This window comes from Kitasatospora azatica KCTC 9699 (assembly GCF_000744785.1).
Taxonomy (GTDB): Bacteria; Actinomycetota; Actinomycetes; order Streptomycetales; family Streptomycetaceae; genus Kitasatospora; species Kitasatospora azatica.
This window is the reverse complement of the sequence record NZ_JQMO01000003.1, coordinates 2,166,559-2,193,269: the sequence shown is the minus strand read 5'-3', so window position 1 is coordinate 2,193,269 and position 26,711 is coordinate 2,166,559. Positions and strand designations below refer to the sequence as shown.

The window sequence follows — 26,711 nt, the reverse complement described above, 5'->3', positions numbered from 1 at the left end:
GTAGGGCAGACTGCTTCGGCTGGGTATACCTATGCCCGGCTCGGGGAACCGAGCAGCGCCCGCACTGCGGCAGCCCCGCAGTAGCAGCACCTGCCAAGGCAAACCGAGCGACGGGGGTCCGATGACCACGCACACGGCGGGCGAACCGTACGGTTCGTACGGTCCGCCCGAGTCGTACGGGTCGGCGCAGCCGGTGCCGCCGCAACCGGGACAGCAGCCGCAGGAGCAGCACCCGGCGTACCAGTACGGGCAGCAGCAGCAACAGCCGGACCCGTACGGGCAGGCCGCCGGTCAGCCGTGGAACGGACAGCAGTCGGCCGGGCAGCAGTCGAGCGGGCAGCCGTGGAACGGCCAGCAGCCCTACCAGCCGTACCCCGGTGAGCAGCAGGCCTCCCAGCCCTCCCAGCCGTACGGCCTGCCCTCCGACTACGGCATGCCGCAGCCGTACGGCGACCCGCCGACTATGACGCTGCGCCCGATCCCCGCCCAGGACTACCCCGCCCCGCCGACGGCGCCGCCCACGGCGGTGCCCCCGCAGCGCGAGTCCGCGAACGCGGAGCCGTCGGAGGAGGCGGCCGCCGGGCGCAACGGGCTGATCATGGCGATCGGGACCCTGGCCTCGCGCGGGCTGGGCTTCGTGCGCAGCGCGATGCTGGTCGCCGCGCTCGGCTCCAGCCAGTTGGCCGGCGTCTTCAACGTCGCCAACACGCTGCCGAACATCGTCTTCGTGATGCTCATCGGCGGTGCGCTCAGCTCGGTCTTCGTGCCCGAGCTGGTGAAGGCCGCCAAGACCCACAAGGACGGCGGCGTCGCGTACACCGACCGGCTGCTGACCCTGTGCGGGGTGGCGCTGGTGGCGCTGACCCTGGTCGCGGTGCTCGCCGCACCGATGCTGATCAGCATCTACGGGCCGACCTGGACCGGGGTGAAACGCGACCTGGCCATCACGCTGGCCCGGTACCTGCTGCCGGAGATCCTCTTCTACGGCTTCTTCACGCTGCTGGGACAGGTGCTCAACGCGCGCGGCAGGTTCGGCGCGATGATGTGGGCGCCCGCGCTCAACAACGTCGTGGCGATCGCGGTGTTCGGGCTCTACATGGCGGTGGGCGGCCAGGCGGCCGAGCTCGGCAAGGTCACCTCCGGTCAGACCATGCTGCTCGGCGTCGGCACCACGCTGGGCGTGGTGGTCCAGGCGCTGGGTCTGCTGCCCTCGCTGAAGGCGGCCAAGTTCCGCTTCCGGCCGCGCTTCGACTGGCGCGGCGCCGGGCTCGGCCAGCCGCTGCGGGCGGCCACCTGGGCGCTGCTGCTGGTGGTGGTGACCCAGGTCGCGTTCACCGTGATCACCGCGCTGACCACCAGCGTGCACAACGACAGTGCCAACATCGCCTACGCCAACGCCTACCAGCTCTTCGTGGTGCCGCAGGGCGTCATCACCATCTCGCTGGTGACCGCGATCCTGCCGCAGATGTCCCGGGCCGCCACCGAGGGCAACCTGCCCAAGATCGGCTCCGACCTGGCCTCGGTGCTGCGCAACTCCGCTGCGATGATCATCCCGGCGACTGTGCTGTTCATCGCCTTCGCCGGTCAGATCACCCAGGCCGCCTACGGCTACGGCCACGCCACCCAGGGCGACGGCCTCCCGCTGACCGCCGCGTCGCTGCTGGCCTTCGCCTTCGGTCTGCCGTTCTTCTGCGCCCAGTACGGGCTGGCCCGCGGCTTCTACGCGATGGGCGACGCCCGAACGCCGTTCTGGCTGACCGTGATCGCCTCCGGTACCAATGTGGCGCTCTCCTACCTCGCCTTCCTGGTGCTCAGCGACCGCTGGATCGTGGTCGGCATGGCGGCCGCGCAGAGCGTGGCCTGCGTGGTCTCCATGCTGGTCACCGGCCTGGCGCTGTCCAAGCGCCTGAGCTCGCTGCCGGCCGCGCCGGAGGACCCGGAGGCCCGGGCCCGGGTGCTGCGGGCCGCCATGCGCAACCCGCTGACCAGTGGACTGGACGGCCGCCGGGTCTTCGGGCTGCACTTCGGCCTGCTGCTTGCCTGCCTGCCGGGCGCGTTGGTGGGCCACTTCCTGGCCGCAGCGGTGGGCGGGCTGTTCGGTGCGAGCGCCCTGGGCAAGCTCATCGGCAGCGTCTTCGGCCTCGGCCTCGGCTCGCTGCTCGTCCTCGCCTCGCTCTTCGTGCTCGCGAAGCCGCTCGGCGTCGCCTCCACCGTCGCCCCGCTCGCCCGCAAGCTGCGGATCCCCTACCCCGCCACCCCCGAGCCCGGCGGTCGGCGGCGCCGACACTAGTGCCTCTCTCATGGATCTTGCCGGGCGCGCGACGCCGGGCATCCCGCCTGAACGCACCGGCGAAACGCCCAAGTACGACCCAGTACGAGGACGCTCCGCCGGCACGCTCAGCCGGGCGCCCAACGCCGCGCGCTGATCCGGCAAGACCCATGAGAGAGGCACTAGCCTGGGCGGACATGACCGTCCCTCAAGATCGCTTCGCCCTGCCCACCAACACCCTGCGGATCGCCGCCGCGCAGGCGCCCGTCGTCCCCGGTGACGTCGAGGCCAACGCAGCCCGGGCCGCCGAGCTGGTCGCCCAGGCCGGCGCCGACGGCGTACGGCTGGTCGTCTTCGCCGAGAAGTTCCTGACCGGTTACGAGCCAGAGCTGATCGCCTCCGACCCGATCCGCTTCACGGTGACCGAGGACGACCCCCGGCTCGCGCCGATCGCCGCTGCCTGCCGTGCGGCGGGAACGGCCGCTGTGCTCGGCGCGGCCACCCGGGACGGCGACGGGGTGCTGCGGATCTCGGCGCTGGTCTTCGGCTCGGACGGCGAGCCGGTGGCCCGGTACGACAAGCAGCACCAGTTCGGGGCGGAGCCCGAGGTCTTCGCCCCGGGTGCGGCCGGCTGCACGCTGGAGCTGGACGGCTGGCGGCTCGGCCTGGGCGTCTGCTACGACTCCGGCTTCCCCGAGCACGCCCGCGCGGCGGCACTGGACGGCTGCCACGCCTACCTGGTCGGCGCGCTCTTCGGTACCGGTGGCGGCCGGCGGCAGCGGGCCGTCTGGTTCCCGGCCCGGGCGTTGGACAACACCATGTACGTGCTGCTGGCCAACCATGTGGGGGCCACCGGCGGCTGGGACACCTGTGGCGGCAGTGCGGTCTGGGGACCGGACGGCGGGCTGCTGGCGGACGCCGGTGAGGCCGGGGCCGGGCTGGCCACGGCCGAGCTCGACCCGGCGGTGCTGGGCGCGGTGCGGGCCGAGCTGACGATGCTGGGCGAGATCGCCGGACGCGACGCCCGGATCGCCGCCGGGCCGCGCACCCGGGCCAAGCTGAGCTGAGCCGACCCGGGTCCGGACTGACGGACCGTCAGTCCGGACCGCGGATCAGTCCACCCCGCAGAGCAGCGCCGCGCGCAGGTCCAGGCGGTCGTCCAGGCGGCCCAGGTCGCGCTCGGTGAGCTCCTCGATCCGTCGCACCCGGTAGTGGACGGTGTTCACGTGCACGTGCAGGGCCGCCGCCGTCCGGGCCCAGGAGCAGTCGTGGTCCAGGAAGGCGACCAGGGTCGCCAGCAGCGCTCCGCCGGCGATCCGGTCGTGCTCGGTCAGCGGGTCGAGCAGCCGGCGGCGGAAGGCGTCCGCGACCTCGGGCGGGATGCCGCGCACCAGGGCCGCCAGCGAGTCCAGCTCGGTGCTGGTCCCGACGGTGGCGCCGCGCGGTGCGGCCACGGCCGCCGCGTCCAGCGCGTACCGGGCCTGGCGCAGTCCGGCGACCAGCTCGACGGTGGGACGGACGGCGCGCGGGCCGACACCGGCCCGCAGCAGGTGGCGGTCGGGCAGTCGGGCCTGCAGCCGGTGCCAGACCTCGCGCAGCCCCTCGGTCAGCCGGACCGGGTCGTCGCAGGCGGCGACCGCGACGGCCCGGCCGTTCTCGTCGGCGCCGACCGCGAAGGCGTCGGCGCTGGCCGAGCGCAGCGCCTCGGCCAGCGCGTCGGCGGCCCAGGCCAGGTCCACGCCGTCGATCCGGGCGGTCAGCGGGACCAGTGGGGCGTCCGGCGGCAGCTCGCAGGAGGCGAGCGCCTCGGCCAGCTCGGTGCTGTGCACCGGGGCCGCACCGGTGAGCAGCGCGGCCAGTCGGCCGGCCGCCCGGCGGCGTTCGGCGGCCTCGCCGCGGGTGCGGGTCCACAGCGTGGCCAGCACGTCGGCGAGCCCGTGCAGCACGGCGGCCTGGCCCGGCTCGGCGGCGTGCGGGTAGAGGTACCAGCCGTCGAACGGGGTGTCGCCGCCCTCGCCGATCGGCAGCGCGACGCCGTTCTCCAGTGCGCGTCTGACCGTCTCCGGGTCCGGGTCGGGCGCGTCGGCGGAGGTGGCGATGGTGCGGCCGGAGGCGGCGACCAGGGAGCAGGGGCCGCAGCCGAGTCGGGAGACCGCGCGGTCCAGCACCACGGCGGCCGGTGCGCCCGAGTACATCAGCTCGACCAGCTCCCGGCGGGCGCCCTCGGGGACGGCCGCGGTGCCCGCCGCCGCCGATCGCAGGTCACCCCAGAGCCGCAGGTAGATCCGGTCGGTCACGGCCCGGAAGCTGACCCCGGCGGGGACCGAGAGCAACGGGATGCCGTGCACCCGGCAGGCCTCCACCAGGCTGGGCGGCACCTCGCCGTGGGTGCCCTCGCCGGCCAGCAGCGCGGCCACGCCGGCGCTGCGCAGCGAGGTGGCGAAGCGCAGGGCGAGGGCCCGGGCGCCGGGGTGGTCGGGCTGCCACCAGACCAGTCCGGAGAGCACCAGTTCGCCCGGTTGCAGGTAGCGGGCCGGGTCCTGCAGGTCGGTGGAGGTGACTCCGGTGACCTCGCGCTCCAGCAGCTCGGGCGGTCCCCAGGCCAGTCCCAGGGGCAGGTCCGGGACCTGCAGGAGATCTCCGACGATCATCCGACACTCCTCCGTGCTGAGCGCCATACTTGGCGCCGCACCCGGCCGGCCCTCTTAGCAGCCAGGGATTCAGGTGCAGAAGCATCGTAAATGCCATGGCGACACGTCCGTACCCTGTCTCACGGCACGGCCTGACGATCTTTGGACCGACCGGCCATGGGGGCGGTCGGTCTCAGTGCCCCTTGATCACGCCGTCCACCAGTTCGCCCGCCGCCCCCGTGTAGTTGGCCGGGTCGAGGAGCTCGGCGAGGGCCTGCTCGGTCAGCTTCGCGCGGATCTCGGGCAGCTCACCCAGCACCGCCCCGAGCGGGCGGCCCTCGGTGGCGGCCCGGGTGGAGGCCTGGTTCAGCAGCTCCTGCGCGGTGCCGCGGCCGAGCAGCGGCGCCAGCACCGCGGCGATCCGCTCGGAGACCAGCTGCCCGCCGGTGAGGTCCAGGTTCTCCCGCATCCGTTCGGGACGGACCTCCAGCCCCTCCGCCAGCTCCGCCGCCAGGTGCGCCGCGCCGCCGGCCAACCGCAGGCACTCGCGCAGCAGTTGCCACTCCGCGTGCCAGACCCCGGCCGAGCGTTCGTCCTCGGCCACCATGCACTGCGCCAGTCCGGCTGCCAGCACCGGCACTTGGAGCGCGGCGGAGCGAATCAGCGTGGCCAGCACCGGGTTTCGCTTGTGCGGCATCGCCGAGGAGCGCCCGCGGCCGGTGACGGCCGGCTCGGCCAACTCGCCGACCTCGGTGCGGACCAGCACCTGCACGTCCGCCGCGATCTTGCCGAGAGCTCCGGTGAGCAGCGCGCAGGCCGCGCCGAGGTCGGCGATCGGGGTGCGCAGCGCGTGCCAGGGCAGCGTGGGCACGGCCAGGCCGACCTCTTCGGCGTACACGGCGGTCAGCCGGCGGCCGTAGTCCGGTCCGGCGTCCTCGGCGTACTCCAGGTAGCCGGCCAAGGTCCCGGCGGCGCCACCGAGTTCGACCGGCAGGGCGTCCGCCAGCGCGGCCAGTCGGGTGCGCGCGGTGCGGACCAGCTCGAGCCAGCCGGCCGCCTTGACGCCGAAGGTGGTCGGCACGGCGTGCAGCGCCAGGGTGCGCCCGGCCATGGTGGTGTCGCGGTGCGTGGCGGCGAGCGCGGTCAGGGCCGTCACCGTCCGGTCCAGGTCCGGCAGGATCACCCGGATCGCCCGCTGCGCGACCAGCATCGCCCCGGTGTCCAGCACGTCCTGGCTGGTCGAGCCGCGGTGCACGTACTCGGCGGCCGCCGCGTCCTCGGCCGCCACCACCGCGGTCAGCGCCCGGACCAGTCCGACCACCGGGTTGGCCGCCTCCCGGCCCTGCCGGGCCAGCGCCACCAGGTCGAGCCGTTCGGCACGCGCCGCCCGGGTGATGGTCTCGGCAGCGGCCGCCGGCACCGTCCCGAGCCGGGCCTGCGCCCGGGCCAGGCCCGCCTCGGCGTCCAGCATCGCCTGCAGCCAGGCCCGGTCGCCGGTGACCGCCTCCACCGGTGTCCCGGCCCGGACCGGGGAGAGCAGTCCACTGTCCAGGTCGGCGGCGGGCAGGGCGGGCTCGGTCATTCCGGATTCTCCGAACGGTCGGTCGAGTCGGCGTCAGTTCCGTCCAGCGTAACCGAGTTGGCGCGTGTCACGGCGGGCACGCGGAAGGCCCCGGACCGAGATCGGTCCGGGGCCTTCCACTGGCCAGATGGTGTGCCCCAGGCAGGATTCGAACCTGCGACACCAGCTTTAGGAGAGCTGTGCTCTATCCCCTGAGCTACTGGGGCGGGGCTGGCGGAACCAGCCGACTGACAGCCTACAGAGTAGCGGATGCTCTGCGGGGGCTCTGTGCGGTGGCGAGGCGGTTGGGGGGCCAGAGGCCGGGTTCAGGGGTCCGTGGTCCGGGTTCAGAGGCCGAAGCGGCGGGTGGCTTCCTGTTCCTGGGCGAGGCGGCGCAGCGAGAGCAGCACGGGTTCGAAGAGGACCGCGGAGGCGACGGCGATCTCGACCTGTTCGACGGGGGTGGGCTGGCGTTCCATCCGGTCCAGGTCGAGGGCGGCGGTCTCGGCCATCTGCTCGGCGTAGGGGACGAGGTCCTCGGCTTCCAGCGGGTAGCCGAGCCGGGCCAGGGAGGCGACCGAGGCGACCAGTTCGCGGTAGATCGGGGAGAGTTCGCCGAGTTCGGCGGCGTCGGTCCAGCCGAGCTGCTCGAGCATCAGGTCGACCTGCCGGCGGGCGGCGGTGACGTCGGGGTCGTCCTGCGCCAGCTCTGCGGCCCGGGGCAGCGCCCAGAGGGCGGCGCCCAGCCGGATGGTGCGGCCGAGGGATTCGTCGTCGACGTGGGCCAGCACCTCGCGGACGGTGGCCACCGGGATCCGTCCGACCTGGATCATCGCGCGCACCAGGCGCAGCCGACGCAGGTGCGACTCGTCGTACTCGGCCTGGGTGGCGTTGATCCGGCGGCCCGGCGGGAGCAGGCCCTCACGCAGGTAGTACTTGATCGTGGCGATGGAGACCTGGCTCCGCTCGCTCAGATCGGCCAGGCGCATCCTCTTGTGCCTCTCATTGAATAGTGCCACTATCCCCTTCATTGAAGAGCGTGACTATCCAATCATGGGCGGACCCCGCTCCGCCTTCGGTCACCAGGGGGCTGCCTTGTTCGCCAAGCCGATTCCCGGGCGCACCACCGCCGCCGCCGAGGGGGAGGTCGTGGTCTTCCTCATCGGGATGCGGATCAACCACTTCCGGGCGCCGCACCAGTGGCTGCCGGTGTTCCTCGCGATGCCCCGGATGCTGCGCGAGCTGCGCCGTGACCCGCAGAGCGGGCTACTGGGGTACCAGCTGCTCAGCGGCTCGCCGCGGACCTACTACGTGGTGCAGTACTGGGAGTCCAAGGAGAAGCTGCTCGAGTACGCCGCCGCGCCCGAGAAACTGCACCGCAAGGGCTGGGCGCTGATCAACCGCTTCGAGCACAAGTCCCGTCAGCACGTGGGGATCTGGCACGAGACGTACGTCGTCCCACCCGGCAACTACGAGTCGATCTACGGGGACATGCCGCCGTACGGACTGGCCGCCGCGACCGGCGTGCTGCCGGTCGAGCGGCGCGGCGCCACCGCCCGCGAGCGGATGGACCGGTCGCGGGCGGCGGCTGAGTGAGCGTCAGGCCGGCCGGTTGAGCCTGGGCCGGCCGAGTAGGCGTCAGACCGGCCGAGTAGGCGTCAGGCCAGGTCGGCCAGCACCTCCTTGGCGGCCCGCTCGCCGGTCTCGGCGCCGCCGTCCATGAAGCCGGGGAAATTCACCGAGGTGTGCTCACCGCTGAGGTGGATGTTGCCCTGCCGGGTGGCCTCGTAGCCGAGGTAGCGGTGCCAGTAGTTGACCGGGTAGTAGGAGTACGCGCCGAGCGAGTACGGGTTGCGGTGCCAGGCGGACAGCTGGGCCTTTCCGTTCCACTCGGAGCAGGTGCCGGGGTAGGCCTGGTCGACGTGGCCCAGCACCCTGCCCACCAGGGACCGCACGTAGGGGTCCTGCTGGGCGGTGTTGAACGGCCCGGCCGGGGTGAGCGAGCGGGCCAGCGAGCCGCCGCCGTACTGCAGCAGGATGCCGGAGGTGCCGGCCTGCGGCTTGGTGGTGTCCCAGGTCTGCTGCAGGTCCAGGTCACTGAACAGGTCACCGGCCGAGACGCCGGGCCACGGGCCCCGGCCCAGCCAGGTGCGGTGCCGGAACTGCATGTTGAGCTTGGTGCAGGCGCCCATCCGGTAGTCCCGCAGCAGGTTGGTCATCCGGTTGTCGAAGCCGGCCCTGCCGAGGTCCAGCCGCTGCATGACGGCCAGCGGCACCGCGAGCACCGTGTGGTCGGCGGTGACCGTCTTCAGCGTGCCGCCGACCGAGAAGGTCAGCGTCTGGGTGCCGTCGTTGTTGGCCCGCACGGCCAGCAGCTCGTGCCCGAGCCGGACGGTGCCGGCCGGCAGGGCGTCGGCTATCGCGTGCGGCACCTGGTCGTTGCCGCCGACCACGTGGTAGCGCTCGTCGCTGGCGCCCCAGAGGTTGAAGTGCGCGGGGTCGCTCTGGCCGCCGAGCTGCTGGATGATCGACAGCGCCGACTGCGCGGTGGTGTCGGCGCCGTACTCGACGTTGTAGCCGACGTCCAGCCAGCGACCGAGCTGGGAGCGCATCCCGCCGGGCACCCGGGACTCGATCCACTGACGGACCGTCATCGCGTCGAAGGCCCGCCCGGCCGCGGTGCTGGAGTCCCAGGAGACGTCACCCGCGGCGGCGACGTCGGCCTGCAGCCGGCGCCAGACCGGGGCGAAGTCCAGGTCGGCCTGCTCGCGCGGGTAGTAGCGGCCGTCGAACCAGAGCACCTCGCGGGCGCCAGCCGGGCCGGAAGCCGCGAAGTCGACCAGCGGCAGCCCGAAGCGCTTGCAGAGGGCGAGCAGGGTGACGTGGTCGGTGTCGATCAGCTCGCCGCCGATCTCGCTGGTCTGGCCGTTGTCCCAGTACGACCGCTGCGAGTACATCCGGCCGCCGATCCGGTCCGGGTTGGCCTCGTAGACGGTACTGGCCACACCGGCGTCGGCGAGGGTCAGTGCGGCGTTCAGACCCGCGATGCCCGCACCGACGATCACCACCCGGGCGCTCCTGCGCGCCGCCGGCGCCTTGGCACCGGCGACACCCGCCGCGGTGGCCGCCTGGGCCCGGCCGGCGCCGCCGAGCGCCAGCGGGCCGGCGGCCGCCAGCGTGACGCCGGACAGGGTGGCGGCACGCAGCAGCTCGCGTCGGCCGAGGCCGCCGGGAGCGGCGGCGGCCTCCGCGCGCAGCTCGCGCAGTTCGCCGACGGGCAGCCGCAACCGCTCGGCGGCCGCGTGTTCGGCGGCGAGCTTGCGCAGGGCGTGCAGCGGGTTGGTACGGGGCATGCGGGTGGGTCCTTCCGCGGTTCGGGTTGGTCAGCTCTGCGCGGCAGCGGGCACGGGCTCGACGACGGGGCGCTCGGCCGCGTCCTCGAGGATGATCCGGCCCATCCGGGCATACCGCTCAGGGCTGCGGTTCTTCATGTAGAGCGCGAGGGCGATACCGCCCAGGAAGGTGCCGATCACCAGGTACGGGATCAGCTTGAACAGCAGGGTGGCGGCGGCGGGGCCGGCCGCGGTGTCCATGTTCAGCACCAGCAGCACCACCACGCAGGCCATCGAGATCCCGCCGACCAGCGGCGCGGTGAAGGTGCGGAACCAGTGCTTGGTCTCGGGGTGCTTGCCCTGCTTGTGGAAGTAGCCGATCACGGCGAACGAGCAGAGCGTCTGGACGATCAGGATCGCCATCGTGCCCAGCAGCGCCAGCAGGCTGTAGAGGTGGACGTACGGGTCCATGCCGGCCGCCAGGAAGCCGATCACCAGCGCCAGCGCGATCACCGACTGGACGGCGGAGGCGACCACCGGGGAGCCGTGCTCGGGGTGGGTGCGGCCGAGCGCGGGGTGGATGAAGCCCTCCCGGCCGATCGCGTAGAGGTAGCGGGCCGCGCACTGGTGGAAGGCCATCGCGCAGGCGAAGGAGCCGGTGACCACCAGCCACTGGAAGACCTTGACCGCCCAGGCGCCGAAGTGCGCGCCCAGCGGGTCGAAGAACAGGTTGTTGCCGTCCTTGCCGGGCACCAGGCCGCTGGCGATGTGGATGGCGTTCTCCACCCCGTTGCCGGAGATGATCATCCAGGAGACGAAGACGTAGAACAGGCCGACGCCGACCACCGAGATCAGGGTGGCCCGGGGCACCACCCGCTTCGGGTCGCGGGACTCCTCGCCGTACATCGCGGTGGACTCGAAGCCGACCCAGGACCAGAAGGCGAAGAAGAGGCCGAGGCCGGCCGCCGCCGTGCCGGAGCCGCTGACCCCCTTGAAGGCGTTGACCGGGTTGATCGCCGCCAGCGGGATGCCGTCCGGGCCGCCGCCGCTGAGCGCGACCGCGATCGAGGCCGCGCCGAGCACGGTGATCTCCAGCACCAGCGCGACGCCCAGCACCTTGGCGGTGAGGTGGATGTCGAAGAAGGCGAGCACCGCGATCACCAGCAGCCCGAGCACCGCGTACCAGCCCCAGGCCAGGTCCAGGCCCAGTTGGGAGGAGACCAGGCCCTTCAGCGAGTAGGCGAAGAACCCGATGATCGAGGCCTCGAAGACGATGTAGGCGAGCACCGCCAGCAGTCCGGAGGCCATCCCCAGCACCCGGCCCAGGCCGTGCGAGATGAAGCCGTAGAAGGCACCGGCGGCGGTGATGTGCCGGGCCATCGCGACATAGCCGACCGAGAAGACGGTGAGCACCACGGTGGCGAAGATGTACGCGGCGGGGGCGCCGAGGCCGTTGCCGGAGCCGACGATGATCGGCAGGTTCCCGGTCATCGCGGTGATCGGCGCGGCGGTGGCGATGGCCATGAAGACCACGCCGACCAGGCCCACCGAGTTCGCCTTCAGCCGGTTGACCTCACCCCCGGCGCCCCCTGCGGTGCCCTCTCCTACCGTCTCTGCTGACATGCGTGGCTCCTTCGGTGTTGGCGTGCGCCGATGGATCGTCAGCATCTTGTCCGGGGAACCACCCTCGCAAGCAACAACTAGTCAGGTGTTTGCCCTCCTGAGCTGACGGAGTGTTCGGGTTTTCCCGGCCAGGTCACCACCGGGAAACCGCCGGGAAACGGGGGTGAGATCCGGCCCGCTCCGGGGTGCCTCCGAGGCCCGTGCCGAACGATCCGGTACCCTGCCCCGGACGCGGGCTGGGTAACAGGCTGCCGTTCGGGGTCGCTACCATCGGCAGTGGTAATGAACCCCGCAGTCCACGGTGGACGCGGCTCCAACCCGAAAGGCTCGTACGTGACTGCGCCCCAGGAGCACTCCTTCGCCGATCTCGGCAAGGTGCTGGTCATCATTCCGACCTACAACGAGGCCGAGAACGTCGAACGGATCGTCTCCCGGGTCCGGGCTGCCGTCCCCGAGGTGCACGTCCTGGTCGCGGACGACAACAGCCCGGACGGCACCGGCGAGATGGCCGACAAGATCGCCGAGAAGGACGGCAACGTCCACGTCATGCACCGCAAGGGCAAGGAAGGCCTTGGGGCGGCCTACCTGGCCGGTTTCCGCTGGGGCATCGACAACGGCTACGACGTCCTGGTCGAGATGGACGCCGACGGCTCGCACCAGCCGGAGGAGCTGTACCGCCTGCTGACCGCGCTGCGCGGCGCCGACCTGGTGATGGGTTCGCGCTGGGTGCCCGGCGGCAAGGTGGTCAACTGGCCGAAGTCCCGCCTGATCCTCTCCCGCGGCGGCTCGACCTACTCCCGCCTGATGCTCGGCGTGCCGATGAAGGACGTCACCGGCGGTTACCGCGCCTTCCGCAAGGAGACCCTGCTGGGTCTGGGCATGGACCAGGTCGCCTCGGCCGGCTACTGCTTCCAGGTCGACCTGGCCTGGCGCACCGTGAAGTCCGGCTTCAAGGTCGCCGAGGTGCCGATCACCTTCGTCGAGCGTGAGCACGGCGCGTCCAAGATGAGCAAGAACATCGTGGTCGAGGCGCTGTGGCGGGTCACCGTCTGGGGCTTCCAGTCCCGGCTGGGCAAGCTGACCGGCAAGGGCAAGAAGAAGTAGTCGCAGCAGACTCGCTGCCGAGGTGGCCCGCACGCGTCCCGCGTGCGGGCCACCTTGCGTATCGCCGTGATGCGCCGGGGTGCGCCGCGGTCCGGGCCAGGTGACCATGTGATCACCTGGCAGCGGCGGCGGAGGGATGTGGCGTGGGGCGAGGTGCGGGGCGCTGGTCCAGGATCCGCGCGCGGGCGGACGACCTGCGCGAGCGGGCCGAGCAGCTGCCCGGACAGGTGCCGCTGGTCGGCCGGGCGCTCGCCGAGCTGCTGCGGGTCAACGTGCTGGACAACGCCAGCCGGCTGGCCGCCCAGGCCTTCCTGACCGCCCTGCCGGCCCTCTTCGTGGTCGCCGTGATCGCCCCGGCCTCGATCCGCGCCGACGTGACCAACTCGCTGCGCGAGCAACTCGGCCTGCAGGGCGCGTCGCAGCAGCAGATGCAGCAGTTGATGGCGGCTCACCACGACAGCGAGGCACAGAGCTTCGGCGCGCTCGGCGCGGTGGTCACGCTGCTCTCGGCGACCGCGCTGGCCCGGGCGCTGCAGCGGGTCTGCGAGCGCTGCTGGCAGCTGCCCCGGGCCCGCACCCGGGTGGCGGCCTGGCGCTGGTTGGTCTGGCTGGTGGTCTGGCTGGTCTACCTGGTCCTGCAGGTGCCGATCCGCAAGGGCTTCGGGGTCGGCTGGTGGCTGGGCGTGCCGCTGACCTTCCTGATCGGCAGCCTGCTCTGGTGGTGGACCCAGCGGCTGCTGCTCGGCGGCCGGGTGCGCTGGTACCCGCTGCTGCCGGGCGCGCTGCTGTGCGGGGTGTCGATGGCCGGGGTCGGGGTGGCCTCGCAGGTCTACCTGCCCCGGGCGGTGGGCCGCAGCGTGGCCCAGTTCGGTCCGATCGGGGTGGTCTTCACCGTACTGTCCTGGCTGATCATGGTCTTCACGGTCGTCACGCTGGCGCTGGTGCTGGGCCGCGTGGTGGCCGAGGAGCCGGCGGTGGCCCGAGTGCTCGGGCCACCGCGCGAGGAGCATTGACGCTCAGCCGGCCGGGTCGGGCCAGCCGAGTCGGCTGAGTCGGGCCAGCCGAGTCGGGTCAGCCGAGTCGGGTCAGCCGAGTCGGGTCAGCCGGGACAGGATGGATGGCGGGGCCAGGTCCCTCTGCAGGGTGACCGGGACCTGCACCTGGGTGGGGCCGTCCCCTGCGGTCAGCGTGCCCACCTGGGTGCCCGCCTTGGCGCTGTGCCCGAGGGGGGCGCCGCTCTGCTGCAGCGTCAGGGTGCCCTTGGTCCCGGTGAAGCCCGGCACGGTCACGTCCTTGGCCGCGACCAGCGGAATCCGGCCGCCCAGGCCGTCGTCCAGGTAGCCGACCACCTCGCCCTGCTTGGCCAGGGTCCGGCCGGTGAGCGCGTTCTGGCCGGCCGTGATGATCTTCGAGCTGACGGTCTGCGCGGCCCGGAGGATGTTGTCGGTACTGGTGGCGGGCTGGCCCAGGGTGACGCCGAGCAGCATCTGCTTGGTGCCGCCGATGTCCTTGATGGCCGCCCACATCAGACAGCTCAGCGCCGGGGTGCTGGAGCCGGTCTTGGTGCCGATGACCCCGGTCTTGGCGTTGAGCAGGTAGTTGGTGTTGACGATCTTGGTGCCGGCGATGGTGGCGTCCGGCTCGGCCACGATCTGCTTGAAGATCTCGTCCTGCATCACCTGCTCGGCCAGCTTGAGCTGGTCCTTCGCGGTGCTCTTGGTGTTGGGGCTGTAGCCGGCCGCGTCCGTGTAGCTGGTGTTGGCCATGCCGAGGGCGGCGGCCTGGTCGTTCATCTTCTTGACGAACGCCTCCTCGGAGCCGGAGTCCCAGCGGGCCAGCAGCCGCGCGATGTTGTTGGCGCTGGGCAGCATCAGCATCTCCAGCGCCTCGTACTCGCTGATCTGCTGGCCCTCGATCACCTTGGCGGTGGACTGGTCGGAGTCGCCGGACTCCTGGGCGGCGGCCTTGTCCACCGTGAGCGAGGGGCCGGACTCGCCCTTCTTCAGCGGGTGCGCCTTGAGGATCAGGTAGGCGTTCATCACCTTGGTCACACTGGCGATCGGCACCGGCGTGTTCTCCGGACCGGAACTGCCCATGCTGCCCAGGCCCACCGCCTCGACCGCGACCTGCCCCTTGGCCGGGAACGGCAGCGCCACCGGGTCGCCGGTGAAGGTGTAGGAGGTGGCGGCGGTGAGCTTCGGCTTGGCCTCGGGCAGCGGGCGCAGCAGCTGGGCCACCACCAGGATGCCGACCAGCAGGGCGGCCAGGACGCCCCAGAGGATGATCCGCTTGACGGCGCGGCGCAGCGGGGAGGCCGGGCGGGCGCTGAGTGCGGCGAGCACCTCCATCGCCTCGTTGGTGTTCTCGGGGCCGGCCTGCGGTGCGGGGAAGGCGGGCGCTGCCTTGGGGGGCTCCGGCAGCGAGAGGGTGGTCGCGGGGCGGTCGGGCAGCGCGGCGGTGATCGCGGTGGCGGAGGCCATCGGCTTCGGCTCGGGCTCGGGCTCGGGCTTGGGCTTGGGCTGCGCAACGGGCACGGTCACGGGCTCGGGCTTCGCGGCGGGCACGGGCTCCGGCTCGGCGACCGGCTCCGGCTCCGGCTCCGGCTCCGGCTCCGGCTCGGCGACGGGCGCGGGCTTGGCGACGGATACGGGCTTGGCGGCAGGCTCGGTGACGGGTACGGGCTTCGCGGCGGGCTCGGGCTTGGCGACGGGCTCCGACTCGGCGGCGGGCTCGGGCTCGGGCGCCGGCGCCGTCTCACGCTCCGTCAGTTGCGCATCCCGGATGGCGAGACGCGGATCCACTGTCTGCGCCTTCTCCGCCGCCACCGGCTCGGCCGGTTCGGTGTCCTCGGGCTCCGGCATCCGCAGGAAGGTGGTCATCATGTCCGCATCCCGGACGCGCAGCTGGACGGTCGACCCGCCCCGCACCACCGGCGCGGCCGTCTCCCCCTCCGCCACCGCCTCGGCACCGGCCGGCTGCTCCCGGTCCCCGTCCTGCACCTTCTCCGGGGCCTCGCCCACGTCTCCCGACCTCCTCATTCGTTACCCGCGCAACCGGCCGCGGGGGCTCCCGCGACCGCGCGCACACCTGTACAGTCTCCGCCACGGTAGGCCGATCACGGCCCGCCACACCCCGTCCGACCGGCGGATATTCAGGTCATCCGACCCGTCAGGCGCTGAGACGTCCCCCAGTCAGCCGCTGGTTCCCCGCGTGCGGCCGCCCTCCTCGAAGTTCCCCGCCCAAGGTCACGATTCGGAGGCGTACTCGACAAGTCCGTGTGAGAGGCGTCACGCTGTCATTCATCCACGCGGGGAGGCTTGGATGGGCAAGAGCCGTAGAACAATTCCCGAGGAACTCTTGCTGCTCGCCTTGGACCCGACCACGGGTACCACTGCGCAGCCGCAGACCCTCGACCTCGGACTCGCCGGGGCACAGCTCGTCGAGCTGTCCCTGGCCGGTCGGATAGTCCCGGACGGGGACCGGATCGCCGTGGTGCTGCCACGGCCGACCGGTGATCCGACCCTGGACCATGCACTGGAACTGCTGCGCCGTCGTGGCAGTCCGGTGCGTGCTGCGCATTGGATCGGCGGGCCCCGACTGGGGCTGCGGCAGACCTACCTGGCGCATCTGGAGCGGTGCGGCATGGTCGCCGCCGTTCCGGGTCAGGTGTGCGGTGTCCTGCCGACTACTCGGTACCAGGCGTCGGACGACTGTACGAACGCTGCCATCAAGCAGCGTCTCGACACAGCCATTCGCACCGGCGTACCACCGGATCCCCGGACGGCCGCACTGGCCGCCCTGGCGCATGCGGTGGGTCTGGGAAAGCATCTCTACCCCGGCAACGAAGGCCGGTCCTCACGGTCGCGCTTGCGCGACCTGATCCGCTACGACCCGCTCGGCGGGATGGTCGCGCACGCCGTGATGGACGTGCAGAACGGCCTTCCGGTCCAGCAGGCCCGCAACGCGTCGCCCGGTCGCGCACCGGCGGCTCGCAGCGGTGCCGACTCAGTCCCGCGCAGCCGGACGGGCGCCCCGACGCCCAGCCGGGTCGGCGTCCGCTGACCCGACCGCCGGCGAACAGCTCCACGAGTCAACAGGCTCCACGCGTCAGCAGCTCCACCCGTCAAACAGCTCCACCGCACACCGGCACACGGGGCGGTCGCTTCCGAAACAGCGGAGCGACCGCCCCGCCGCGCTCCCCGGGCGCACTACCACGTCCGCCCCCATCAGCACTGGGTTTTCGCGCAGTTGATCGGTGGTCAGCCGATTCCTTGGCGCGGACCCGATCGGGGATGCCATGCTGCTGGGAGCCGGGGGCCGGCCAAGTCGGTCTGCACACCGACGCCTGCCGCAAGGTCCCCACACCACTCCTGAGGCCCGCCGGAGGTCGATGTGTCCGCCAGCGTCAATCCCACAGTCCGCCGCAGGCGACTCGGCGCCGAGCTGCGCCGTCTGAGGGAGCAGAAGGGCATGACCGCCGAAGAGGTGGCGGACCGCCTGATGGTCTCCCAGTCGAAGATCAGCCGGCTGGAGAACGGCCGCCGCAGCATCAGCCCGCGCGATGTCCGCGACCTGTGCGACGTCTACGACGTGCACGACCAGCGGATGCGCGACAGCCTGATGGAGATGGCCCGCGAGTCCAAGCAGCGCGGCTGGTGGAACGAGTTCGGCGACATCCCGTACAGCGTCTACATCGGCCTGGAGGCGGAGGCCTTCTCGATCCGCAGCTACGAGTCCTCGTTCGTGCCGGGCCTGTTGCAGACCCGCGAGTACGCCGAGGCGGTGCTGCACGGCACCCAGCCGGACACCGACGCGGACGCGATCCGCCGCCGGGTGGAGGTGCGCCTCAAGCGCCAGGACCGGCTCAGCGGCGACGACCAACTGGCCAGCTTCTGGTCGGTGATAGACGAGGCCGTGCTCGCCCGGGAGGTCGGCGGCCCCGGTGTGATGGCCTCGCAGCTGCGCCGCCTGCTGGAGGTCAGCGAGCAGGCCAACGTCAACATCCAGGTGATCCCGTTCCAGGCCGGCGCCCACCCCGGCATGACCGGGACATTCTCCCTGATGGAGTTCCCGGAGTCAGCCGATTCCACAGTCGTCTACTTCGAAGGAGTGACGAGCGACCTCTACCTCGAGAAAGAGCACGACGTCCGCCGCTATACCGGTCTCTACGACCACCTACGAGCGGCGGCCTTCGGGGTCGCCGAGTCCCGGTCGTTGCTCACCACCTATGCGGAGGCTTACGAGAATGCGCACCAAGGCCCTGACCGTTGAACCGAGTTGGCGCAAGAGCAGCCACAGCGGACCGAACGGGAACTGCGTGGAGATCGCGGTTCCGACAGCCGCCGTGGTCGCGGTCCGCGACTCCAAGGATCCGGCCGGTCCACGACTGAGCTTCTCCGCCGACGCATGGCAGGCCTTCGCCGGGGCGGCGGGCGACGGAACGTTCGGCTCCCGCTGATCGACCCCGGCCCGTCTGGCGCTGGGGCCCGTCTGACAATTCCCAGGGCCGCTACCCGACCGGGTAGCGCTCGCGCCAGGCGGGCCCCGCGCCCGGGCCGTGCAACTCGGCGCCGTGGCTCAGTTCCAGCACCAGGTCGTCGGCCAACTGCAGGACGGTGCCGCGGCCTTCCAGCTCCGCGAGCCACTCGGCGGGCAGCGCCGTCTCGCCATGCAGCGCACCCAGCAGGCTGCCGCAGACCGTCCCGGTGGAGTCGCTGTCCCCCGAGTGGTTGACCGCCAGCAGCAATCCCGAGCGGACGTCCTCGGCCACCAGCGCGCAGTACACCCCGATCGCCAGCGCCTCCTCGGCCACCCAGCCCTCCCCCAGGCCGGCCACCCGCTCCGGCGACGGCTCCCCGGCCCGTACCGCGGCCAGCGCCGCGCGCAGCGCCGTCACCGTCTCCTCGTGCCCCGGGCGCTCCGCCAGCAGGGCCAGCGCCAGCTCCACGCCCTCCTCCACGGTGCCGCCGCGCAGCACGGTGTGCACGATCACCGCGAAGGCCCCGGCCGAGAGGTAACCGGTGGGGTGACCATGGGTCAGCACCGAACACTCGATGGCGAGTTGGAAGACCAGCGCGGGCTCCCAGCCGAGCAGCAGCCCGAACGGCGCGGCCCGCATCACCGTGCCGCAGCCCTTGGAGTGCGGGTTCTTCGGCGCCTCCAGGGTGCCGAGCCGCTCGGCGTCCGGTCCGGAGAGCCCGGACAGGCAGGCCGAGCCGGGCGCCCGCTGGGCGTACAGCCACTCCTCGCGGCCCAGCCAGCCGAGGTCCTTGCGGCGCTCGTCCGGCCCCCAGTCGCGCTGGGTGGCGGCCCAGCGCAGGTAGGCGTGGTGCACGTCGGTCGGCGGGTGCCAGCCGCCGGTGGCCTGACGGACGTGGGCCCGGATCAGCCCGTCCACCGTGAACAGCACCATCTGGGTGTCGTCGGTGACCGCCCCGCGCCGCCCGTAGGCCTGGACGTACCCGGTGACCCCGGCCGGACCGTGCGCGGCGCGGATCTTGTCCAGCGACTCGAACTCGATCCCGGCGCCGAGCGCGTCACCGATCGCCCCGCCGAGCAGCGTGCCGCGAACCCGGCTGCGGTAGTCCTGCTGCTGGGTTCGCGACCAGAGGGGTATCACGCTGAGCGGCCTTTCCGTGGGCTGCGGGGCGCCTCGCACTGTAGTTCGTGGAGGCCCGCAGGGGCTACGGGGTCAGGCGGTTCGGGCCGCGGAACAGGAAGACCGCCTCGCGGATCGAGCTCAGCCCCAGCAGGACCATCAGCATCCGGCTGAGGCCCATGCCGAAGCCGCCGTGCGGCGGACAGCCGTACCGGAAGCAGTTGAGGTAGTCGGTGAGCGGGGCGAGCGACATGCCCTTCTCCGCGGCCTGGTCGGTGAGCACCTCGTAGCGGTGCTCACGCTGGGCGCCGGTGGTGACCTCCAGGCCCTTCCAGAGCAGGTCGAAGCTGAGCGTCAGGTCGGGCCGGTCGGCCGGGCGCGCGTGGTAGAAGGGCCGGATGCTCGCCGGGTAGTGGGTGACGAAGACGAACTCGTGCCCCGTCTGCTCCTGCAGGTGGGCGGCGAGCAGCCGCTCGCCCTCGGGGTCGAGGTCGACCTTGGCGCCCTCCGGGTCCCACCCGCGGGCGCGCAGCAGCTGCTGGGCGTCCGCCATGGTGATCCGCGGGAACGGGGTGGTCGGGACCTTTACCTCGACGCCGAGCTCCTCGCGGATCCACTGGCCGTACCGCTCGGCCACCAGGCCCAGCGCGTGCGCGATCATGCCCTCCTCGAAGGCCTGCACGTCCTCGACGTCCCGGGTCCAGCCCAGTTCGACGTCCACGCCGGTGAACTCGGTGGCGTGGCGGGAGGTGAAGGAGGGCTCGGCGCGGAAGACCGGGCCGATCTCGAAGACCCGGTCGATGCCGGAGGCGATCGCCATCTGCTTGTAGAACTGCGGCGACTGGGCGAGGTACGCGTCGCCGCCGAAGTAGCCGAGCTTGAAGACCTCGGCGCCGGACTCGGAGGCGGTGCCCATCAGCTTGGGCGTGTGCAGCTCGGTGCACCCGTGCGCGTAGGCGTACTCGCGCAGGCCCGCCTCGAAGGCGGTCTGCACGGCGAACAGCAGCTGCGCGGCGGGCCGGCGGCGGATGTCGAGGAAGCGCCAGTCCGAGCGGTGCTCGGGCCCCGACTGCTCGTCGATCGGCAGCGGGCCCTCGGCCCGGCCGAGCAGCTCGACCGCCTCCGGCAGCAGCTCCAGGCCGCCCAGTTTGACCACCGGGTTCGCCACCACCCGGCCGGTGATCCGAACCGCCGACTCGGTGCTCAGGCCGTCGAGCGCGGCCTCCAGCTCGCCGCCGTCGCGGCGGTGGGTGACCTGGACGGTACCGGTGTGGTCGCGGACCAGGACGAACTGCATCACGCTCTGCAGGCGGGAGGTCTGCACCCAGCCGCAGACGGTGACGGTCCGTCCGACCGCCTCGGCCAGCTGCGCGACCAGGGTGCGCTCGGCTGCGGGGCTGTGCTGAGCTGCGGGGCTGTCCTGAGCTGCCGGAACGCGCTGAGCTGCAGGGGTGTGTTCGGCTGCAGGGGTGTGTTCGGTGGGGTGGATCATCGCTGTCCTCCGACGGACCTCGGCTGATCCCTTGGAAGCGCGGGCGAGAAGGGTGACTCGCGGTGCCACCGCGCTTTCGCCGACGCCTGGAGGGCGGCGGCCTCATTGCACTGCGTCAACGCTCGAGAGTGTCTTCACCACGGGGCGCGAGTCCGCCTTCACAGCTGCCGGCGGCTCTCTCGGCTCGCGAACACCCGCGGCTACTTGTCTCCGTCGTCGCGTTGATCAATGAGGATAGGTACGCCCCGGAACCCCTCGCAACCCGGTTTCCCGGTACACGCACCACGTCGGCTCAGACCACCTCGGCCAGCTCGCGCAGCAGCTTCGCCTTGGCCCGCGCGCCGACCATCGACTTCACCGGCTCACCGTTGCGGAAGACGATCAGCGTCGGCATCGACAGCACCCCGTACGCGGCCTGGGTCTCCGGGTTGGTGTCCACATTCAGAGACACCACCTTGAGACGGTGTGCCTCCTCCGCCGCCACCGCCTCCAGCACCGGGGCGATCATCCGGCACGGCGGGCACCAGTCCGCGGTGAAGTCCACCAGCACCGGGAGCTCGCTGCCGAGCACCTCATCGGCGAAGGTCTGGTCGGTCACCGCTGCCAACTTGTCAGCCATCTTCCTTGCCCCTCCACTCGTCGGTCAGTTCACAGCGCGGGTCGCCGGCGCTCGCGGCCGTCAGCTCGGCCCGGGCCAGTTGCCCCGCCACCTGCTCGCGCACCTCGCCGAGGCGGGCCAGACAGGCATCCAGCTCCGCCAGCTTGCGCCGGTACACCTCCAGCGAGGCCGGGCAGGAGTCCCCCGCCGGATGCCCCGCCTGCAGGCACTCCACGAACGGCCGGGTGTCCTCCAGCTCGAAGCCGAAGTCCTGCAGCAGCCGGATCTGCCGGACCAGCTGCAGGTCCTCCTCGCCGTACGCCCGGTACCCGTTCCCGTTGCGCCGGGCGCTCAGCAGCCCGCGCGCCTCGTAGTACCGCAGCGTCCGGGTGGTCGTCCCCGCGCGCTCCGCCAGCTCCCCGATCCGCATGACCTCGGCCTCCTGCCCGCTCGTTCGACTCGACGGTAGACCTTGACGCTGACGTCAAGGCCAGCCCATTCCGTTCGGACCAGTGTCCTGATCCGGCCAGTGTCCTGACCGGACCGGCGTTCCGTTCAGACCGGCGTTCCGGTCAGACCGGCGTCCCGGTCAGGCTCGTCCGGTCCTGCTCCCACGTCCGGTACCGCTCCCAGAGGATCAACCCGAGCAGCAGCACGCCGTTCACCGCCAGCAGCGCCGCGCCGCCGGCCCACTGCGCGGCGGCCAGGCCCGCCCCCGCGACGCCGACCGCCGCGACCAGCCGAGCGGTCGGCCAGTTGCCGGAGAGCGAACGCCGGAAGCAGGCCAGGCCGACCAGGAAGAGCGCGCTGCCGAGCGGGAGCAGCCCGGCGGCGGTGCCGTGCAGCGGCTCGCCGAAGGAGACGATCGCCTCCTGCATCCCGACCGCGGCGACCGCGATGCCGAAGACCATCACCAGGTACGCGTAGCCGAAGGAGTACACCGCGACCCGTGGGCGCCGCAGCTCCGGCACCCGCTCCAGCAGCATCGCGCTGTCGCGCTCCTCCCGGTCGAAGTAGAGCCACCACATGGCCGCGCTCGAGGCCAGCGCCAGCAGCGCCCCGCCGAGCAGCGTCCCCGGCTCGTCCAGGTGCCCGGACGCCGCCCCGACCTCGGTGATCGACTCGCCGAGCACGATGATCACCGCCAGCCCGTGACGCTCCACGAAGTGCCCGACCCCGACGCTGAAGCCGCCGACCCCGACCAGGAACGGCGTCACCCACTCCAGCAGGCAGGCCAGCGCCCACACCCACGGCCGCTGGTGGGCCGGCAGCAGCCCCGCCACCAGCACCAGCAACGCGCTGACCAGGTTGACCGGCCCGATCCGGGCGATCCCGCGATGCCCCGAGGTCCCGATGAACCCCACCGTGTGCACCACCACCACCGCCAGGTAGGCGGCCCCGAACACCAAGCCCCACGGCCCCGGCCGCGCCGCCCGCGGCACCGCCAGCGACATCACGAAGAACCCGGCCGTCCCGGTCAGCAGCAACAGCCGCGGCCCGGTCCGGTCCAGGTCCAGCGCATTGGTCAGCCACGCGTACCCGCCGTACATCCACCAGGTGATGGTCAGCAGCACGGCCGCCCGCCCGAGGCTCGCCGCACTCGGCTCGGCGGCGAGGACCGAGGCGATCTGGGTGATCGTGAAGACGAAGACCAGGTCGAAGAAGAGCTCGAGCGGGCGGACCTCCTCGGATTCGGGGGTCGCGGCGGGGGTCGGGGTCACGAGCGGCATTGTTCCAGCGCCGGTGGGCGGCCGCCGGACGGCAGCGCCGCCGCCTCGTTTCTGACCGACTGTCAGCGGCGGATGATACGAAGCGGGGATGACCCCGACACCGTCCTTCGAGACCCTAGCTTTCGCGAACGTGCTGAGCCTGATCGAGGACCGCTCAGCGGCCCTGCGCGCCGCCGTCGCCGCCTCGCCCGACCTGGACGCCCGCGTCCCCAGTTGCCCGGACTGGTCGCTGCGCGAACTGGTCGAACACCTCACCGAGGTGCACCGGTTCTGGACGGCGGCGGTCGCGGCCGGGCCGAGCGAGCAGCCACCGGCGGTGAAGCCGGTCGATGACGCCCTGTCAGCCGGCCTGCTGGCCCGTTCGGCCACCGCCACCGAGGAGCTGATCGCCACCCTGCGGGCGGCCGGCCCCGAGCTGGGCTGCTGGACTTGGTGGGCCGGGTCCGAGGTGCCGATGACCAGTGGCGCCGTCGCCCGCCACCAGGTTCAGGAGGCCGCCGTACACGCCTTCGACGCCCAGCTGACCGCCGGAACTCCCGAACCCCTGCCGGAGCTTGTCGCCCTCGACGGGATCGGCGAGTTCATCGGCGTCAGCCACGGCACCGCCGGCCCCTGGCCGCACCAGCCGGTCCGGGTCGGCCTGCACGCCGAGGAGGGCGAGTCCTGGGTCCTGGAGCTGGGCGCGGTCGCCGGCACCGAGAAGGCTGACGCTCAGGAGGAGGACGCCGGCCTGCACGGCCCGGCGAGCGACCTGCTGCTGGTGCTGCACGGCCGCCTCCCCCTGGACCGGCTGCGCACCGAGGGTGACCGGTCCGTCCTGGAGCGCCTGCTCAGCTGGCCCGACCTGGACTGACCTGGGCCGGCCCGGGCCAACCTGGACTGGGCTGGGCCAACCCGGGCTGAGCTGGGCCGGCCGTCATCCGGCCGTCTCGGCGTTGATCCAGTCCAGGTAGGCCGTGCTGCCCGTGACCACCGGGACGGCGATCACCTCGGGGGTCTGGTAGCTGTGCTGCTCACCGATGAACGCCGCCAGCCGGTCCGCGAGCTCGGCGCGGGTCTTGAAGTCGATCCGCCACTCCGGCGCCGCCTGCACCTCACCGTCCCACCAGTACACGGAGTTGACCGGGTACACCTGCGCGCAGGCGGCCAACCGCTCACCCACCACGGCGGTGGCGAGCGCACGTGCCTGCTCCTCGCCCTCGTGCGTGGTGGTCACCACCAGGAAGTCACGGTTCGTCATGGAGCGAGCGTAGGCGCCTACGCCCGGCGGGCGATCGTGATGATCTCGCGGCTCGCGGACTCAGCAGGTCGTAGAGCGCGGCGGCATCGACGTCCGAGAGCACGAGTCAGTATCCGTAGCACTCGGACAACCGCCAACTGATTATCGTGCGGCCTGACTTGGCGCAGCGTCAGGGCTGGTGAGGATGACGAGCTGGCGGGTCGCTCGGGTCATCGCGACGTAGCGGTCGACCGCTCCTTCGATGCCCGTGCCGAACGCCTCCGGGTCGACGAGGACGACCAGGTCGAACTCGAGGCCCTTGGACAGCTCCGGGGTCAGCGACTGGACGCGGGACGTCGCCTGGAACGTCCCGTGTTCGATGTCACCGGTGCCGATGACGCAGGCGGTCCCCTCGGCGTGGGCGGCGAGCCAGGTGTCGAGGATCGAGTCCAGCTCCGTGACGGATCCGTGCGTGACGGGAACGCCGCTGCTGCGGATGGACGTCGGCACGTTGGCGTCCGGGAGCACGGACCGGATGGCCGGTTCGGCTTCCGCCATGACCTCCTCCGGGGTCCGGTAGTTGATGCTCAGCGAGGCGACGACGCTGCGGTCGAGCCCGATCCGCTCGAGCCGTTCCTGCCACGACTCGATGAACCCGTGCCGGGCCTGGGCGCGGTCCCCGACGATGGTGAAGCTCCGGGACGGGCAGCGCAGCAGCAGCATCTGCCACTCCGCGTCGGTCAGTTCCTGGGCCTCGTCCACCACGACGTGCGCGAACGGGCCGGCGAGCACGTCCGGGTCGGCGCCGGCCAGGGCCGACTCGTCCACCAGGCTGCCCTGCAGGTCCTGCCCGCGCAGCATCGACATCACCTGCATCTCGGAGTCGTCGCTCTCGATCAGGTGGTCGATGACGCGCGACATCTCCTCCCGTTGGGCGGCCACCGCGGCCCGCCGCCGCTGCTGGCGTCGCGCCGCCTCCGGGTCGCCGAGCCGCTGCCGTGCCGCGTCCAGCAGCGGCAGGTCGGAGACGGTCCAGGTCTGGGGCTCCGCGCGCCGCAGCCTGCGGACCTCGTCGGGGCTGAGCCAGGGAGCGCACATCCGCAGGTAGGCGGGCACCGACCAGAGGTCCGAGACGAGGTCGGCCGCTTCGAGCAGCGGCCAGGCGCGGTTGAGGGTCGTGACCAGCTCTTCGTCCTGCAGCAGCGACCTGCGGAACAGCTCGGGCGTGACCTCCTCGCCGCGGTGCTTGTCCAGCAGGATCGTGACCAGCTCCGCCCAGATCTGCTCGCGCGCCTCGTTGTGCGGCGTACCCGGTTCCGCTGCGTCGAAGGCCTCGGCCCAGTCGTCGGCGCTCAGCCAGATGTCGGACCAGTGGGTGGTGACCGTCATCCCCTCGGCGGGCGGCTCCTCGTAGAACCGGACGGCCTTCTCGATCGCCTTCACCATGTCCACGGAGGACTTCAGGCGGGCCACCTCCGGGTCGGTCTCGACCGACGCCCCGGCTCCCTCGGCGACCAGGTCCCGCACGGTGCAGGTCCGCACGCCCTCCTCGCCGAGGCTGGGCAGGACGTCGGCGACATAGGCCAGATAGGGCTGGTGCGGGCCGACGAACAGCACGCCGCCCCGACGGTGACCGAGGCGCGGGTCGGCGTAGAGGAGGTAGGCGGAGCGGTGCAGCGCCACGACGGTCTTCCCCGTACCCGGGCCGCCGTCGACCACGAGGGCGCCACGGGACCCCGCCCGCACGATGGCGTCCTGGTCGGCCTGGATGGTGGCGAGCACGTCCCGCATCCGGGGCGACCGGTTGCTGCCCAGACTCGCGATGAAGGCCGACTGGTCGTCAAGTGCCGCGTGCCCGTCGAGCCCGTCAGTGGTGAACACCTCGTCCCAGTAGTCGCTGATCCGGCCACGGGTCCAGCGGTACCGGCGGCGGCTCGCCAGACCCATCGGGTTGGCGTGGGTCGCGGCGAAGAACGGCTCGGCCGCAGGTGAACGCCAGTCGAGCAGCAGCCGCCGCCCCGTGCTGTCGGTGAGGCCGAGGCGTCCGATGTACACGGGCTCGGGGCGGTCCGCACTGACGATGTGCCCGAGGCACAGGTCCAACCCGAAACGACGCAACGCACGCAGGCGACCGGTCAACCGATGGATCTCCACATCCCGGTCCATCGCCTCCCGACCACTGCCACCGGGCGCCCTGCGCTCGGCATCGAGGCGCTCGGACAGTTCGGCGATCGTCTGCTCGAGGCTCTCCGCAATCGCCGCGAAGTGCTGCTCGTCCCCGGCGATCAGCGCCGGGTCGGCCTTCGGGGCGAGGCGATCGGGAAGCTCGAACGCGCTGGTGGTCAAGGGATTCAAGACATCTCATTTCCGCAGGTTCCGGCGTCGGCCTGCGATTCTGCGCCACACCGGGGGCCTTGCCGCAAGCCCCCCTGCGCGCTATAGATTGATAGTGGCAAGAGGTGGGCTGTCCCTCTTTGGCCATCCCGAGGCCACCACCACTGAGCGAGCCTCGCATGGGGAAGCTGGAGCCCTTGGCGCGCTGTGGGGGTGCGCCT

At 72.1% G+C, this 26,711-nt stretch carries 22 protein-coding genes and 1 tRNA gene; 9 read left to right on the top strand and 14 right to left on the bottom strand.

Going from position 1 to position 26,711, the window contains the following annotated elements:
* Positions 1–121 precede the first annotated feature (121 nt).
* Positions 122–2,290 (top strand): murein biosynthesis integral membrane protein MurJ, encoded by a 2,169-nt coding sequence (gene murJ, locus BR98_RS20410; RefSeq protein WP_051969973.1) that lies wholly within the window; start codon positions 122–124, stop codon positions 2,288–2,290.
* Positions 2,291–2,466: 176 nt separating this feature from the next.
* Complete coding sequence (locus BR98_RS20405; protein ID WP_035846645.1) at positions 2,467–3,336, top strand: carbon-nitrogen hydrolase family protein; 870 nt, start codon at positions 2,467–2,469, stop codon at positions 3,334–3,336.
* Between the two features lie 45 nt (positions 3,337–3,381).
* Here BR98_RS20405 and BR98_RS20400 read toward each other — a convergent pair whose 3' ends face one another.
* The 4 genes from BR98_RS20400 to BR98_RS20385 form a co-directional block, all read right to left on the bottom strand.
* On the bottom strand, positions 3,382–4,920 hold the full coding sequence (locus BR98_RS20400; RefSeq protein ID WP_035846642.1) for a PucR family transcriptional regulator: 1,539 nt from the start codon (positions 4,918–4,920) through the stop codon (positions 3,382–3,384).
* Positions 4,921–5,092: 172 nt separating this feature from the next.
* On the bottom strand, positions 5,093–6,481 hold the full coding sequence (gene pcaB, locus BR98_RS20395; RefSeq protein ID WP_035846640.1) for a 3-carboxy-cis,cis-muconate cycloisomerase: 1,389 nt from the start codon (positions 6,479–6,481) through the stop codon (positions 5,093–5,095).
* 133 nt (positions 6,482–6,614) lie between these two features.
* Positions 6,615–6,687 (bottom strand) — tRNA-Arg (locus BR98_RS20390).
* A gap of 120 nt (positions 6,688–6,807) precedes the next feature.
* A complete protein-coding gene (locus BR98_RS20385) occupies positions 6,808–7,449 on the bottom strand; it encodes a MerR family transcriptional regulator (protein WP_035846639.1) in 642 nt (213 codons plus the stop codon).
* A 106-nt stretch (positions 7,450–7,555) separates the two neighbouring features.
* On the opposite strand from BR98_RS20385, the gene BR98_RS20380 reads away from it, so the two are divergent.
* The gene (locus tag BR98_RS20380; protein WP_035853180.1) at positions 7,556–8,056 is read left to right on the top strand and encodes a DUF4188 domain-containing protein; all 501 of its coding nucleotides are present in this window, start codon (positions 7,556–7,558) and stop codon (positions 8,054–8,056) included.
* 62 nt (positions 8,057–8,118) lie between these two features.
* Here the strand turns inward: BR98_RS20380 and BR98_RS20375 are convergent, their stop codons facing one another.
* On the bottom strand, positions 8,119–9,813 hold the full coding sequence (locus tag BR98_RS20375) for a flavin monoamine oxidase family protein (protein WP_035846637.1): 1,695 nt from the start codon (positions 9,811–9,813) through the stop codon (positions 8,119–8,121).
* Between the two features lie 30 nt (positions 9,814–9,843).
* The gene (locus tag BR98_RS20370) at positions 9,844–11,415 is read right to left on the bottom strand and encodes an APC family permease (protein ID WP_035846635.1); all 1,572 of its coding nucleotides are present in this window, start codon (positions 11,413–11,415) and stop codon (positions 9,844–9,846) included.
* A 333-nt stretch (positions 11,416–11,748) separates the two neighbouring features.
* Between BR98_RS20370 and BR98_RS20365 the strand changes: the two genes are divergently transcribed.
* Complete coding sequence (locus BR98_RS20365) at positions 11,749–12,519, top strand: polyprenol monophosphomannose synthase (RefSeq protein WP_035846633.1); 771 nt, start codon at positions 11,749–11,751, stop codon at positions 12,517–12,519.
* Between the two features lie 143 nt (positions 12,520–12,662).
* Complete coding sequence (locus BR98_RS20360) at positions 12,663–13,532, top strand: YhjD/YihY/BrkB family envelope integrity protein (RefSeq protein WP_063774814.1); 870 nt, start codon at positions 12,663–12,665, stop codon at positions 13,530–13,532.
* 72 nt (positions 13,533–13,604) lie between these two features.
* Here BR98_RS20360 and BR98_RS20355 read toward each other — a convergent pair whose 3' ends face one another.
* On the bottom strand, positions 13,605–15,539 hold the full coding sequence (locus BR98_RS20355) for a D-alanyl-D-alanine carboxypeptidase family protein (RefSeq protein WP_051969971.1): 1,935 nt from the start codon (positions 15,537–15,539) through the stop codon (positions 13,605–13,607).
* 301 nt (positions 15,540–15,840) lie between these two features.
* Here BR98_RS20355 and BR98_RS20350 point away from each other — a divergent pair, with 301 nt between their 5' ends.
* The 3 genes from BR98_RS20350 (at position 15,841) to BR98_RS20340 (ending at position 17,977) form a co-directional block, all read left to right on the top strand.
* The gene (locus tag BR98_RS20350) at positions 15,841–16,581 is read left to right on the top strand and encodes a GOLPH3/VPS74 family protein (RefSeq protein WP_035846631.1); all 741 of its coding nucleotides are present in this window, start codon (positions 15,841–15,843) and stop codon (positions 16,579–16,581) included.
* 330 nt (positions 16,582–16,911) lie between these two features.
* The gene (locus BR98_RS20345) at positions 16,912–17,790 is read left to right on the top strand and encodes a helix-turn-helix domain-containing protein (RefSeq protein WP_063774813.1); all 879 of its coding nucleotides are present in this window, start codon (positions 16,912–16,914) and stop codon (positions 17,788–17,790) included.
* On the top strand, positions 17,765–17,977 hold the full coding sequence (locus BR98_RS20340; protein ID WP_035846627.1) for a DUF397 domain-containing protein: 213 nt from the start codon (positions 17,765–17,767) through the stop codon (positions 17,975–17,977). Before BR98_RS20345 ends, BR98_RS20340 begins: the two co-directional genes overlap by 26 nt.
* Before the next feature lie 51 nt (positions 17,978–18,028).
* Here BR98_RS20340 and BR98_RS20335 read toward each other — a convergent pair whose 3' ends face one another.
* The 5 genes from BR98_RS20335 to BR98_RS20315 all read right to left on the bottom strand — a co-directional run bounded on the left by BR98_RS20335 (position 18,029) and on the right by BR98_RS20315 (position 22,928).
* The gene (locus BR98_RS20335; protein WP_035846625.1) at positions 18,029–19,138 is read right to left on the bottom strand and encodes an ADP-ribosylglycohydrolase family protein; all 1,110 of its coding nucleotides are present in this window, start codon (positions 19,136–19,138) and stop codon (positions 18,029–18,031) included.
* A gap of 64 nt (positions 19,139–19,202) precedes the next feature.
* The gene (aspS, locus tag BR98_RS20330; RefSeq protein ID WP_083976758.1) at positions 19,203–20,609 is read right to left on the bottom strand and encodes an aspartate--tRNA(Asn) ligase; all 1,407 of its coding nucleotides are present in this window, start codon (positions 20,607–20,609) and stop codon (positions 19,203–19,205) included.
* Positions 20,610–20,901: 292 nt separating this feature from the next.
* Positions 20,902–21,228, bottom strand: coding sequence for a thioredoxin (trxA, locus tag BR98_RS20325; RefSeq protein WP_035846623.1), 327 nt, complete (start codon positions 21,226–21,228; stop codon positions 20,902–20,904).
* The gene (locus BR98_RS20320; protein WP_035846621.1) at positions 21,221–21,637 is read right to left on the bottom strand and encodes a MerR family transcriptional regulator; all 417 of its coding nucleotides are present in this window, start codon (positions 21,635–21,637) and stop codon (positions 21,221–21,223) included. The genes trxA and BR98_RS20320 overlap by 8 nt, the downstream gene beginning before the upstream one ends.
* Before the next feature lie 142 nt (positions 21,638–21,779).
* Positions 21,780–22,928 carry a low temperature requirement protein A gene (locus tag BR98_RS20315; protein WP_198042249.1) on the bottom strand — a complete coding sequence of 383 codons (1,149 nt, stop codon included), beginning with the start codon at positions 22,926–22,928 and terminating at the stop codon, positions 21,780–21,782.
* 97 nt (positions 22,929–23,025) lie between these two features.
* On the opposite strand from BR98_RS20315, the gene BR98_RS20310 reads away from it, so the two are divergent.
* A complete protein-coding gene (locus BR98_RS20310) occupies positions 23,026–23,790 on the top strand; it encodes a maleylpyruvate isomerase family mycothiol-dependent enzyme (protein WP_035846619.1) in 765 nt (254 codons plus the stop codon).
* Between the two features lie 63 nt (positions 23,791–23,853).
* Here BR98_RS20310 and cutA read toward each other — a convergent pair whose 3' ends face one another.
* Entirely contained in the window at positions 23,854–24,177 is a 324-nt protein-coding gene (cutA, locus tag BR98_RS20305) for a divalent-cation tolerance protein CutA (RefSeq protein WP_035846617.1), read from the bottom strand.
* 141 nt (positions 24,178–24,318) lie between these two features.
* Positions 24,319–26,511, bottom strand: coding sequence for an RNA polymerase recycling motor ATPase HelR (gene helR, locus BR98_RS20300; protein ID WP_035846616.1), 2,193 nt, complete (start codon positions 26,509–26,511; stop codon positions 24,319–24,321).
* Positions 26,512–26,711: the final 200 nt, after the last annotated feature.